Source organism: Picosynechococcus sp. PCC 73109 (genome assembly GCF_001521855.1).
GTDB lineage: Bacteria > Cyanobacteriota > Cyanobacteriia > Cyanobacteriales > MRBY01 > MRBY01.
Genome location: NZ_CP013998.1, coordinates 644971 through 657558 on the forward strand (window position 1 = coordinate 644971; position 12588 = coordinate 657558).

General features: G+C 52.3%; 11 protein-coding genes. 4 read left to right on the top strand and 7 right to left on the bottom strand.

Annotated features, from left to right (window positions below; translation table 11 throughout):
- Position 1 precedes the first annotated feature (1 nt).
- The 7 genes from AWQ23_RS03090 to AWQ23_RS03120 all read right to left on the bottom strand — a co-directional run bounded on the left by AWQ23_RS03090 (position 2) and on the right by AWQ23_RS03120 (position 9215).
- The gene (locus tag AWQ23_RS03090) at positions 2-1774 is read right to left on the bottom strand and encodes a TolC family protein (protein ID WP_030005845.1); all 1773 of its coding nucleotides are present in this window, start codon (positions 1772-1774) and stop codon (positions 2-4) included.
- Between the two features lie 382 nt (positions 1775-2156).
- Positions 2157-2600, bottom strand: coding sequence for a VOC family protein (locus AWQ23_RS03095; protein ID WP_062432398.1), 444 nt, complete (start codon positions 2598-2600; stop codon positions 2157-2159).
- A 69-nt stretch (positions 2601-2669) separates the two neighbouring features.
- Positions 2670-5864, bottom strand: coding sequence for an efflux RND transporter permease subunit (locus tag AWQ23_RS03100; RefSeq protein ID WP_062432401.1), 3195 nt, complete (start codon positions 5862-5864; stop codon positions 2670-2672).
- Between the two features lie 115 nt (positions 5865-5979).
- Positions 5980-6378 carry an arsenate reductase, glutathione/glutaredoxin type gene (gene arsC / locus AWQ23_RS03105; protein ID WP_062432404.1) on the bottom strand — a complete coding sequence of 133 codons (399 nt, stop codon included), beginning with the start codon at positions 6376-6378 and terminating at the stop codon, positions 5980-5982.
- 16 nt (positions 6379-6394) lie between these two features.
- Positions 6395-7534, bottom strand: coding sequence for an ACR3 family arsenite efflux transporter (gene arsB / locus AWQ23_RS03110; protein WP_062432407.1), 1140 nt, complete (start codon positions 7532-7534; stop codon positions 6395-6397).
- Positions 7535-7609: 75 nt separating this feature from the next.
- Positions 7610-7927 carry a helix-turn-helix transcriptional regulator gene (locus tag AWQ23_RS03115; protein ID WP_062432410.1) on the bottom strand — a complete coding sequence of 106 codons (318 nt, stop codon included), beginning with the start codon at positions 7925-7927 and terminating at the stop codon, positions 7610-7612.
- A 28-nt stretch (positions 7928-7955) separates the two neighbouring features.
- Positions 7956-9215, bottom strand: a complete 1260-nt coding sequence (locus AWQ23_RS03120) for an efflux RND transporter periplasmic adaptor subunit (RefSeq protein ID WP_071884944.1) — start codon at positions 9213-9215, stop codon at positions 7956-7958.
- Between the two features lie 185 nt (positions 9216-9400).
- Here AWQ23_RS03120 and rseP point away from each other — a divergent pair, with 185 nt between their 5' ends.
- The 4 genes from rseP (at position 9401) to tpiA (ending at position 12553) form a co-directional block, all read left to right on the top strand.
- Positions 9401-10492, top strand: a complete 1092-nt coding sequence (rseP, locus tag AWQ23_RS03125) for an RIP metalloprotease RseP (RefSeq protein WP_062432414.1) — start codon at positions 9401-9403, stop codon at positions 10490-10492.
- A 54-nt stretch (positions 10493-10546) separates the two neighbouring features.
- Positions 10547-10813 (top strand): DUF3493 domain-containing protein, encoded by a 267-nt coding sequence (locus tag AWQ23_RS03130; RefSeq protein WP_062432418.1) that lies wholly within the window; start codon positions 10547-10549, stop codon positions 10811-10813.
- 42 nt (positions 10814-10855) lie between these two features.
- Positions 10856-11761, top strand: a complete 906-nt coding sequence (locus tag AWQ23_RS03135) for an LD-carboxypeptidase (RefSeq protein WP_041443771.1) — start codon at positions 10856-10858, stop codon at positions 11759-11761.
- Positions 11762-11827: 66 nt separating this feature from the next.
- Positions 11828-12553 carry a triose-phosphate isomerase gene (gene tpiA, locus AWQ23_RS03140; RefSeq protein ID WP_012306226.1) on the top strand — a complete coding sequence of 242 codons (726 nt, stop codon included), beginning with the start codon at positions 11828-11830 and terminating at the stop codon, positions 12551-12553.
- Positions 12554-12588: the final 35 nt, after the last annotated feature.

Below are 12588 nucleotides of genomic sequence, written 5' to 3' on the forward strand. Positions count from 1 at the left end.
CCTAGGGAGCCGCTGGGGCAATCACCGCATCCCCTAAACCGACTTCCCGCTTCAGTTGGGCAAAGGCACGATTGTAATCGGTGACTGCCTGGAGATAGTTCCCCCGGGCCGTATTCAGACCCGTTTGGGCAGAGATCACATCGGTTTGGGTGCCGACCCCTGCATTAAAGCGCAGACGAGCCAGGCGTAAACTTTCTTCTGCTAAGGTGACTGCGGCGGCTGCCGTCGTGATGTTTTGTTCGCTGGCTTCAAAGTCATAGTAGGCCGTTTCCACCGCCAGGCGAATTTGGTTTCTTTGGTTAGCAAAACGATTTTCGGCGATCGCCTGATCAACTTTCTCTTGATTTGCCCGGGCGGCCGCTGCACCCCCATCAAAGAAATTCCAACGCATCCGGGCCCCAACCGTTAACCCATCGGCGGGGCCAAGGCTATCATCAAACACTTCCAAGACATCATAATTCGCAAAAACGCTGACCAAAGGTCGCACGGCAGCCAATGCAATCCGTTCCTGGTAACCATCAACTTCCCGTTGAAGGAGCTGCTGGCGCAATTCTTGGCGGTTTTGCAGTGCCAGAACAATGGTTTCTTCTAAAGAAATTTCCCATCTTCCAGCGAGGTTAATCTCATCGGCGGTGCGGGGATCGATGGTCGGCTCCAAACTCAGGAGTTGAGCCAGTTGACGCCGGGCGGTTCTTTGGGTGGCTTCAGCCCTGGTAAGCCGCTGTTGGGCGCTGGCGAGTTCGACCTCGGCCCGCAACACATCAAATTTTGTGCCCAAGCCTGCCTGTTCTAGTAGGGTGGCATCCCGTAAACTCTGGGTGGCATCAAACACCGAACTTTGTTCAATGACCACCTGGGCGTCGGCACTCTGGAGGTTGTAATAGTTCACCGCAGCGGCTAGACGAGTTTCTTCGGTGAGGCGCTCAATGTCTAGTTCGGCAATTTGCAATTGGGTCTGGGCCGCTTCAATTTGCGCAGAGCGACGCCCCCCGGTATAGATGTCATAGCTGACTTCGAGACGGCCATTGATCGCTGTGGTCGCGTTGTTGTCTCTGCCTAGGTTCCGGGCCTGGAGTTCTCCGTTGGCGCTGTCGGTGCGGGTAATGTCGAATTGGTTGCTGAGGTTTGGGTATTCGGCGGCGATCGCCTCTTGCACAAATTCCTCTGATCGGTCGTAGTTCAGACGGGCTTCCTGGAGTGTTTCATTGCGCTCTAGGGCCAGACGAATTGTTTCTTCTAGGGTGAGGTCAACAACATTATCAGCCGTCACCGCTGTGGCCTCCTGGGGGACTGTCACTGCCGGATTCTCAATGGGTTCTAGAAGCTGATTTAGATCTTCATTAATCACCCGATCCGGCGGTAAGGGTTGCACAAGGGGAATTGTCGGGTTTGTCTCTGCGGTGGGCAGCGTTACATCGACTCCCGTTGTTGAGGGGGTTTCTGTGGCATCTCCCTGGGCGAGGAGGGGCGCAGGGGCCTGGATGGTGCCGAGGTGAGCAGTCGGCGTTAAATCGAGATCTGCGGCAGGTAGGGGCAGAGCCGCCAGGGTTGTGGGCTTGCTGAGACCACCGAGGCTGGGTAAAAAGGCTGCTGTATCGAGGGGATCAACGCCAGGAGTGGCCAATGGTGGCAATGGCGCCTGGGGGGCCTGACCGACGGGAGGCTCTGGCGTAGCGATTTGCGGCGGGGTTGTTTGGGCGATCGCCACCCCACCACCAGAGAGGACCACGAGGCCACTGGTACTGAAAGTAAGAAAATCTCGAAAAGCGAACATTAGCTTCTAAGGGTCCAGCTGAAAATAGTTTAAAAATTGCCCACTAGCGAGCTTGGCAACGGGAAAAATTGCGCGGCCTAGGAGCTAATGACTTAGTTTAAGTCAAAAAACTTTAAACTACTACTTGTCACTAAATCCTCCGGCAAAAACCAATTGATCTAACCAGAAGAACTGAAACAAACCATTGGAATGCCTGCAATTTTTCTGTAATTGAATGGCATTGGCCGTGGTTAAGCGTTAGCTGCGCATCCCACAAGCTTTTATGTCGTCACCAAATAAAGCACTTAAATTGGGCGATTTTTGCCCCTTTATTTTTTTGACGACCAACGGCATCAATAACAGTGATGCAACTTACTAAAGCCGCATAATCTCAAAGCAAAACCTAGTGAGTTTCGGGGCGATCGCCAATTTCGGTGATTTCTCGACCACCAAAAATTGCCTCTGGATGGCGATACCATTTGAATTCCAATAGATTAAAAAACGGATCTTCGAGGAAAAAAGTACGATGTTCCGTTAATTTTCCTGGAAACCGGAGGCGGGGGCGATCGCGGAAGGGGAGTTGATAGTTTTCTGCCCGATTTAAGACCTGTTGCCAATCCTGTTCATCGAGAAAATTTAGACCAAAATGGCGCGGATAAACGCTCTTTTGGGGGCTGAGGGGTTCCTTAGTGACGTGGGCCACCAGTTGATGACCAAAGAAGTTAAAAATCACCGCCCCGCTATTTTCTCGTCCCACCGTGCAACCGAGGGCATCGGCATAGAATTTTTTGGCGACAACTGGGTCAGTAATCGGAATTGCAAGGTGAAACAGGAGGCGATCGCCCATGGCAATTTTTTCTCATAACGAAGATCATTTCCCCATTGTAGAGGGATTTTTCTAAGCACTTTTTCGGCCCTAACGTAGGACTTTAGTCGGCAGCTCTTCTTCTACAACCACCGGGCGGGGACGCTTGGTGCGGGGGGTACCCAGTTCATGGAGCAGGGTATAAAAACAGGGAATAATAAAGAGGGTCAACACCGTTGCCAAAGAAAGGCCGGAGAAGACCACAACCCCCAAGGGCTGGAGAAATTCTGATCCTTCGCCAATGCCCAGAGCCAGGGGAAATAAGCCCAAGACCGTCGTAATCGTTGTCATGAGGATCGGCCGGAGACGCTGGGGGGCCGCCTCCAAAATCGCTGCCCGGTAACTCAGGCGATCGCGTTCTCGAATTTGGTTCGCCAGTTCCACCATGATGATCGCGTTGTTAACGACAATCCCCACCAAGAGCACCGCCCCAACAATCACCGTCGCCCCAATTGCCGTTTGGGTAACGAATAGACCTAAGATGCCGCCTGCCAAAGCTAGGGGCACCGTCAGCATGATCACCAACGGATCGATGAGGGAGTTGTATTGCACCGCCATCACAACAAACACGAGGAAAGCCGCCATCCCCCCAAGGAGTTGGAGGGCCAGTTGAATTTGACGATTGGTTTCTGCTGCCGAACTGGGCAAGAGGCTCACCCCTGCTGGCAACTCAAGACCGGCAATGATTTGATTTACTTCGCTGAGGGCGTCACTCAGGCTGGCCCCTTCGACAAGATTTCCTTCGAGGATCAACACCTGTCGCTGGTTAATGCGTTGGATTTCCCCTGGGGCATCACCGGAGGTAATGGTGGCGAGATCCCCTAGTTGTACCGGTTGTCGGGTGCTGGTAAATAAAGGAATACTCCGTAATTGGGCGGCCCGTTGAATGGTCTGGGGTTCGAGTTGGACACGGATATCCACCAGGCGATCGCCCCGTTGCAGTTGGGTGGGCACAGAGCCATCGAGGGCCGTTTGAATCGTGCTGCCAATCGCTTCAGCAGAAAGACCTAGGGCAGCAGCCCGTTGCCAATCGGGGCGGATTTGTACTTCCGGTTGGGGGGGAGCCGCATCGGGTTCATAGCTAGCGAGGGTTGCCTGGGACTCCAGGGCCGCTAAAACCTGTGCGCCCGCCTGCTCAAGGATGTCTGTATTTGCACCTTGGAGCATCACATCCACATCGGCCCGGGACGGAGAATTACTCAAAATCAAGCCCCGCACACTGCCCGGTCGCATCCGAATTGAGGTGCCAATCGCCGGAATTTGTTCGGCCACGAGCTGATTGATCCGGTCGGTGTAGGCTTGGACATTGCTGCCAGGCTTGAGGGTGACACTACTCGACCCCCGCAGCGCGTTACTGACCGTTGAAGTGCCGAATAAAGCCCCCCCGGAAGTGGTAAAAACATATTCTGTCTCTGGTTGAGCGAGCAGCAACTCTTCTACAGCTTGCATGACTGTGCGGTTTTCTTCGACTGTAGTGCCTGGGGGGAAAGTGGCCCGTAATTCCGCTTGGCCTGTATTGATCCGGGGCAGAATTTCCTGGGGCAATTGGCCCACCATCCACAAACTGCTGCCCCCAAAAATGGCGATCGCCCCGGCAATCACCAATAATTTCCGCCGCAGAATCAGGCCCAAAACGCGACTATAGAGGGTCGTTAAGCGATTGATAAAAGCACCAAACCACTGAATCGGCAGTGCCCGCTGGAGGTTACTAGACCAACGTACCGCGAGTAGTCGTGAAGAAAGGGCAGGTACTACTGTCAGAGCAATAATCAGAGAAGCGGCCACCGAGAAACTAATAGTTAGAATCAGTTCGCTAAAAATCAGCGCTAAAAAGCCCCCCACCAACAGAAAGGGCAACACGGAAACCAGGTTTGTCGTCGTCGAGGCAAATAAGGCCGATTCCAACTCCTGACTACTGGCTTCGACGGTGCGCTGCAATTTCCGGCGTGAACCATGCTCGGACTTCACTTTTTCGGCCCCAGCGGTGATATTTTCGAGCATCACAATGGCGTTATCCACCACGACCCCGACCCCCAGGGCTAGGCCCCCCAAACTAAACACGTTGAGGGAGAGATTGAAGGTAAACATCAAAATCAGTGCCGTCAACGTCGCCAGGGGAATAGACAAAACAATAATGAGGGTTTGGCGTACTGAGCCTAGAAACAATAAAACGGCGATCGCCGCGAGGGTTGCCCCGGTCAGTCCTGACACCGCCACATTCTGAATTGAACTGCGGATAAACACCGACTCGTCTAAGGTTGCCGTACGATCCATATCCGCAGGGATCAGGCCGGATTGTTGCAGTTCTGCTAACTTTGCTTTCACCCCATCCACCACTTGCACCGTGTTGGCATCGGGTTGTTTCTGGACGCTCACCTTCACTGCTGGTTGGCCATTGAGGGTAACGATTAACCGTTCCTCCACCGTGCCATCCGTAATCTGGGCCACGTCCTGGAGGGTGATCGTCTGGGGATTTTCTGGGGTGCCCAGGCGGATCGGTAAGTTACGAATTTCCGTTACGTTATTAAATTGTCCCAGCAGGCGGGTGAGGGATTCTTGATCACCGCCCCGCAACAAACCACCAGAAGCATCTTGGTTCCGTTCCCCCAGGGCGTTGAGGACGGTGGGGACATCTAAACCCAGGGCTTGGAGGCGTTCTAAATCGAGGTTGACTTGGATTTCTTCTTCAACCCCACCGGAAATATCCACATTGGCGACCCCCGGCACCCGGATTAATTCTCGCGCCAGGTCATTATCGGCAAAAATTCGTAGATCCACCGGCGCTAGGGTACTGGAGGTTAAGGCCATCTCGTAGACAGGCAACTGGGACGGATCAAATTTAAATACCCTAGGCTGGCTGATATTGTCGGGGAGGGAATTGCGCGCCCGGTTAAGGGTTGCTGTTGTGTCGTTCAGGGCTTGATCGACATCAGCGCCAGGCTGAAAAAAGAGATCGATACTGATCCGGCCTTCCCTGGTCTGGGAAAAAATTTGAGTCACCCCTTCCGTGGCGGCGAGGGCTTCTTCGAGGGGTCTGGTAATTTCGTTAACGGCCACTGCGGGGACGACCCCGGGGGCATCAGCCCGTACACCAATGCGCGGATAGGTAATGGAAGGGAGTAAATCCACGGGCATCCTGAAGATGGCATAAAATCCCATCACCACAACGGCGATCGCCAACATCAGGGTGCCGATATGACGCCGGATGGCGAGGGTCGTCAAGCTTAGATTTGATTTTGCGCTCATGGCGGATGCACCGGGAAATTGGACAAGAAGAAGCTACTTTTTAGACATTAGGGAGCAATCTTTGGTTCAAAATTTGTCAATTTAGCCAAAAAACCGCTACCTCCTGCAAATCGCCCTAAGATGTTAACTTTTTTAGCAACTGGTTGACTTGTCCTTGTATTTCATCTCTGACATTCCGAAAAATTTCGGGAGGCTGTCCATCGGGATCTTGAATTTGCCAATCTTCGAATATGGGCCGTGTCACCCAGGCGGCGGGCAGATTGACCCCGCAACCACAGAGGGAAATCACCGCATCGTAATCTTCTGGGTTAAATTCGGCTAAAGCATTAGAGGTTTGCGGCGTCAGATCAAGACCCACTTCAGCCATGGTGGCGATCGCCCCTGGATGGACCCGCGAAGCTTCCAGGCCAGAGCTGTGGACGATCACCTTGTCTGCACCGAGATGTTTCGCCCAACCCTCCGCCATTTGGGAGCGACAGGAATTGCGCCGACAGACGAACATAATCTTTTTCATGGCACTTTTTACTTCCCTAGAAATTGCACGAATTAAGACAACGGGGATCGGGTAGCGTCGCTTTTTCCGGCTCCCGGGGAAACCAAAAGGCGGTTTTCTGGCACACCTTCACCAACATCAACATCACTGGCACTTCGATCAAAACCCCCACCACCGTGGCGAGGGCAGCCCCAGAATTTAACCCAAACAGCACCACCGCCGTGGCGATCGCCACTTCAAAATGATTACTCGCCCCAATCAAGGCCGCCGGGGCCGCATCTTCATAGGTAAATCCCAACTTCTGGGCCGCAACATAGGCGATCGCAAAAATGACATTAGTTTGGATCAAGAGCGGGATGGCGATCAGCAGAATATGCAGAGGTTGATTGATGATCAATTCCCCCTTGAGGGCAAAGAGCAGCACCAGAGTTGTTAATAGCGCCAGCACCGCCACCGGGGTGAGAAATTGCAAAAACTGGGTTTCAAACCAGGCCCGAGCATAGCGGCGCAGCAGCCATTGCCGACTCAAGATGCCCGCCGCTAACGGTAAACCCACATAGATCAAAACCGAGTACACAATGGTTTGCCAAGGCACCGTCAAATTATTCGTCGCCAGGAGCCATTTTCCCAAGGGCGCATAGACAAACAGCATCATCAAAGAATTTACTGCCACCATCACCAAGGTATGACCCTGGTTGCTATAGGACAGATAGCCCCACATCAGCACCATCGCTGTACAGGGGGCAATTCCCAACAGAATACAGCCCGCGATATAGGAATCCGCCAGGGCAATTTCTGTCCCCCGGATGATCTCCGTGGCGCTGAGCAAAGGCCGAAATAAATACCCCAGAAAAAACTGGGCAAAAAACACCATCGTAAAGGGCTTAATGAGCCAATTGATCACCAACGTGAGGGTCACTGGCTTTGGGGTTTGGGCTGCTTTGACGGCTTGGGAAAAATCAATTTTCACCATGATCGGGTACATCATAAAAAATAGACACACCGCAATCGGCAACGACACATTGTAGAGACTGAGTGCATCGAGGCTTTGGGCGATCGCCGGAAAGAGACGACCGAGCAAAATCCCCGCAACGATACAAAGGGCCACCCAGAGGGTCAGGTATTTCTCAAATATATTGAGCTGTCCCCCTGCCTGCACCGCCTTGGTTTTGACCATGACTAAAAAAATCCTGCTGAGGCTTACAGGACTCAATATATCAAAAAAAATTGATTTGCATTCTGGATTAAAATCTTAATCCGCACAGGGGCGAGCAGGCAAAATTTCCCCAAAACGCCGATATTCCGCCAAATAAGATTCTAGGGCGATAAATTGGGCTAAATTCAGCCGATAGTAAATCCAGCGGCCTTCCTGCCGGGTTAGTACCAACTCACTCTCTTTAAGGATTTTCAGATGAAAAGAAAGCTTAGATTGCTTGAGATCCAAGACATCACACAATTCACAAACACATAGCTCTTGGGCCCGCAACCGTTCTATGATCTCCAGACGAATGGGATCTCCTAAGGCTTTGAAACCCTGCAAAATTAAGGTTAGGTCTTGGGTGAGGGACATTAAATCAAGAATAGTTGATATTTTATGATTATTCGGACAGCAAACTTAAGCGGACTGTTTGTCCAGTTTCCAGGGGGCGATCGCCTTGGACAACATACCGTTCCCCAGCACTGAGGCCACTCAAAACAGCGACCATCCCATTATCTTCGGGGCCGACCTGCACCGGACGCGCTTGCACAGTTGTTGTGTCCCCCTGGGTAACGGGCACAAATACCGTTGTTTGGTTGCCATTATTCCCCGTGGTGAGGGCGGATGCGGGAATCATGACAGCCGTGGTGAGGTTGGGATCTGTGAGGCTGACCCGCGCCAGTAATCCCGTGGCAATTTTTCCTGCGGGATTGGGGATGGTCACTTCAATGGGAATTAAACGGGCAGCGGCATCGGCCACAGGAGAAATGCGGGTGACTTCGCCGGGAAAGGTTTCCCCAGGGAAGGCATCGAGGGCCACATTAACCCGTTGACCTTGGGCAAATTGGCTCAGATCCCGGTCAGAAATCTGGATTTCAACTTTAATGGCGCTCAGATCGCCAATTTCGACGAGGGTTTGCCCCCCTTGAATCGTATCGCCAGCTTCGGCTTGCTTACTGAGGAGAATGCCACTTTGGGGCGCTGTGATTTGAGTATAGGTGAGGCGTTCCTGGGCATGGGCGAGGATCGCTTGTTGGGCCGTCACCCGTTGCTTGGTGGCGGCGATCGCTTGTTGACGGGTAATGACTTGTTCTTGGCTGGCTTTTAGTACCTGGGCGGCGGTGGCTTGCTGGGTTTGGGCAACCTCGGCTTGTTGGGCGGCGATCGCCCCCGCTTCGGCTAACTGTTGGAGACGGCGGGCATCGGCTTCGGCTTGTTTGAGTTCGGCCCGGTTCCGTTCCACCTGGGCTTTGGCTTCGGCAAGAACAGATTCTGCTTCTTTTACTTCAAATTGCCGGGCGGCCAGTTCGGCTTGGGCTTCACTAACATCGGTGCGAGGTAAGTCCTGTTCCACGGTGGCGAGCAGTTGACCTTGGCGGATAAAATCTCCTACGTCTGCATTGAGGGTGAGTAATTGTCCTTCGACCCGGGAGCGGACTACGACTTTTTTCAGGGCCATGGTGCTGCCGGTGTAGCTAGCGGTGGGAGCTGTTTCTGTACCAGTGGCGATCGCCACCTCGACTAGGGGCGGTTGGTCTGACTGTTCTAGGCGGCCCGCTGGCTGGGCATTGCTATTTCGTTCGAGGGCGCATCCCGTCGAAACAAAGGCCAGGGTTAGGGATAAACAGGCACCGATGGGGAGATGAAATTGCTGAGCCATAGGAGAGCACCAAGGAGGAGAATAGCAGGCAAAAAACTTAATGTTTCTTAAAGGTTTTATCGCCGCTGATTCTAGCATCTCAATTTTGAGGCTGCCGCTCACCCAGGTCTTTCTCCCATAACTCCGATGGCGATCGCCTACAATAGCTAGAACATAAAAAATCACTACAACATCAAGAGAACGTTATGTCCGTACTGGCGGCGATCGCAGTTTTGGCACTCCTCATCGTGATCCATGAGTTGGGTCACTTCTCAGCAGCCCGACTTCAAAATATCCATGTCAACCGCTTTTCCATTGGCTTTGGGCCGACCCTGCTCAAATACCAAGGCAAAGAAACCGAGTATGCCGTGCGCGCCTTCCCCCTCGGTGGCTATGTGGGCTTCCCCGATGACGATCCAGACAGTGATATTCCCCCAGAAGACCCGAACCTCTTGCGCAATCGTCCCGTCTTTGACCGGGCGATCGTGATCAGTGCCGGGGTCATTGCCAATTTAATTTTTGCCTACTTCCTCCTCGTGGTACAGGCAGGCACCGTGGGTTTTCAAGACATTAACTATCAACCGGGTGTACGCATTCCCCAAGTATTAACCGAAGTAGACTCTCCAGCAGCCGCAGCAGGTATTCAAAGCGAAGATATTGTCCTAGCTGTTAATGGCCAAACCCTCCCCAGTGGCCAAGCCGCCCTTGAGGAATTGCGGGTGCTGATTCAGGAGGCTCCCAACGAAACCCTTAATCTACAACTCCAACGGGGCGAAGCAACACTCACTGTAGATGTAACCCCCGATGCGGGGAGTGATGGGCAAGGGAAAATTGGGGTGATGTTAGCTCCCAATGGTGAAATTGTGCGCAACCGTGCCGGTAATCCCATTGCGGCCCTCCAGGCAGGCTCCCGGGAGTTTCAGCGGCTTGCCAGTCTCACAGTGCAAGGGTTTGGTCAACTCATCTTCAATTTCCAAGAAACAGCCCAACAGGTGGCTGGCCCCGTGGCGATCGTGGCGGTGGGAGCCGATTTAGCGAAAGATGATCTGAGTAATCTGTTCCAATTTGGTTCACTCATTAGCATTAACCTGGCGATTATTAACATTTTGCCCTTACCCGCTTTAGACGGCGGCCAACTGGCCTTTCTCCTAGTAGAAGGAATTCGTGGTAAACCTCTGCCGATGCGCCTCCAGGAAAACATTATGCAAACGGGCTTAGTCCTGTTACTTGGCCTTGGGGTTTTTCTCATCGTGCGCGACACCGTCAACCTGGCTTTTTTCCAAAATTTAATTCGTTAATTTCTTTGTTCCGTAGGGGTTAACGCTGGTTAATCCCTCGCAATTGATACAACCATGAGTCAAAAGTTCACCCCCGAAAAAATGGCCCGTCTACGGGCGGAAGCCAAAAATCCTTACCGTTCGCTCCGCCAATTTATTTATCTATGCTTTGGGTTGTCTGGGGGCGTTGGGGGGATGATTTTTCTGTTGCAAATTGCCGCTGGGCGAGATTTAGACCAAGCGATTCCGAATCTGGCGGTGCAGGCTGGGGTTGTGGGGTTAATGATTTTTCTCTGGCGCTGGGAAAACAAAAAGAAACTCGCCAGTCAGGAGAAAGAATAAGCTGGATCTCACCAATTGGCCCGTTGATTTTGAATGAATAAACTGATGCTGCCCCCTTGGTTACAACCGGGGGATTTATTGAAAGTGATTGCCCCTAGTGGTCGTTTGCTAGAGCAGGATGCTTTTTGGGCTGGGGTAGATATTTGGCGATCGCAAGGATATCAGGTAGAACTGACGGCGGGTTGGGATGCGCGCTGGGGCTATTTAGCGGGCAACGATCAGGGGCGACGGGACGCCTTAGCAGAAGCTTGGTTTGACCCAGATTGCAAAGGCATTCTCTGTGCGCGGGGCGGTTATGGCGGGATGCGCCTCCTAGAAAATTGGGACTGGAAAATCGACCAAGTGACTCCCAAATGGCTGATCGGCTTTTCGGACATTACCAGTCTATTGTGGAGTTTAGGCACGGTGGGCATTGCCAGTATCCACGGCCCCGTTTTAACTACTTTTGCGGCAGAACCCGATTGGTCTAGGCAAAGATTATTTGATTTCTTGACGGGAAAACCCCTTGAAGCGCTCCAGGGCAAGGGCTGGGGCAATGGCCAAGCTGAAGGAATTTTATTGCCCGCAAATTTGACGGTGGCGACCCACATTCTCAAAACACCGTTACAGCCGAATTTTAAGAATGTCATTCTGGCCCTCGAAGACGTGACAGAAGCGCCCTACCGCATTGATCGCCTGTTAACTCAATGGCGACTGCTGGGGGCTTTTGAAAAAATCAAAGGCATTGCCCTCGGTCGTTTTAGCCAATGTGATGAGTTGGGTTCAGCGGACAGTTTTAGCGTTATGGAAGTGCTTGGCGATCGCCTCCAGGATTTAAACATTCCGATTGTCGCCGAGTTGCCCTTTGGCCATGATGGGATTAATGCCGCTTTACCCGTGGGGGTTCCGGTAATTTTAGATGGCGATCGCGGTTTACTCTCTTTCCCGGAGAAGCCGACCCCCCATTAGCACCGCTTCGGCAATGGGGTAAACTGGATCCCTGTGCATTGTAAGGAAAGCATTAGTAGGAAAGCCGTGCGAAAGATCATTATTGCGGGTAATTGGAAAATGTATAAGACTCAAGCCGAGTCTTTAGACTTTCTCAAAGCATTACTGCCCAAAATCGCCGATGACCATGAAGAACGAGAAGTGGTACTCTGTACGCCCTTTACCGATTTAGGCTTAATGTCCAAGAGTCTCCACGGAACGCGGGTACGTCTAGGAGCACAAAATATCCACTGGGCTGACGAAGGTGCCTTTACTGGGGAAATCTCCGGGTCAATGCTGACGGAAATGGGCGTCCGTTATGTCATTGTGGGCCATAGCGAAAGACGGCAATATTTTGGTGAAACCGATGAAACCGTAAATCAACGCCTTAAAGCGGCCCAACGCCACGGTCTAACGCCGATTCTCTGTGTTGGTGAAAGCAAAGCCCAACGGGATGCTGGCGAAACGGAAGCGGTGATTTTTGCCCAGTTAGAGCAAGATTTAGTCGATATTGATCAAAATAACTTGGTTGTTGCCTACGAACCCATTTGGGCCATTGGCACAGGTGACACTTGTGATGCCACCGAAGCAAACCGAGTCATTGGTCTGATCCGCGAAAAACTCACCAATAAAAATGTCACCATTCAATATGGTGGTTCCGTTAAACCGAATAACGTTGATGAGATTATGGCCCAGCCCGAAATTGATGGAGCCTTGGTAGGTGGTGCGAGCCTAGAGGCAGAGAGTTTTGCCCGCTTGGTGAACTATGTGTAAGTTCTAATCAATTTTTCATTGGGTGGGGGTTTACC